Below are 481 nucleotides of genomic sequence, written 5' to 3'. Positions count from 1 at the left end.
CATTTTGACAGCGCAACCATTCGATCAAACCTGTACTGAGCTTTTCTTCAATATCGTGAAAACATGCGCCGTAAGGATGTAACTCAGGATCAATGCCTTTCCAAACACAATAATCGTATTCCTTGGCTGAAGGCAGGCCATCCAACAATTCATAGCCATATGTTCCAACCATCGCATGTGACACCCAAGTCAAATCCGCATCGGGTAAACCCGTCGGTTTTAACATATCAACAGGATTATCCACAAGCCATTTTGCCGCAACATGATGCGCATCTTTCGTCATCACGCGTAAATCCGCCAATGCAGCTTGGGCATTGAGTTCATCCGCAATCAGATGACCTTCGGCAACAGGCAATTCTTTCGGACACAAAGGCGTAAACGTTTTTTGTGCATCGACATCGATAGAAACAATCATGGATTAATTTAACCTATTGATTTCATTTTACATTATTCAAATTGAGCATTTATTACCCATGTACGT

The 481-nt window shown here is 42.2% G+C and carries 1 protein-coding gene; it reads right to left on the bottom strand.

From position 1 onward, the window contains the following. A partial coding sequence (locus ACTHUR_RS19600; RefSeq protein WP_440400458.1) for a nicotinamidase occupies nucleotides 1-415 on the bottom strand: 415 nt, incomplete at its 3' end. Between the last annotated feature and the right edge of the window lie 66 nt (nucleotides 416-481).

Source organism: Neisseria sp. P0021.S007, from assembly GCF_051956855.1.
The sequence above is the reverse complement of the archived record's forward strand: the minus strand, read 5'-3'. Positions and strand labels throughout refer to the sequence as shown.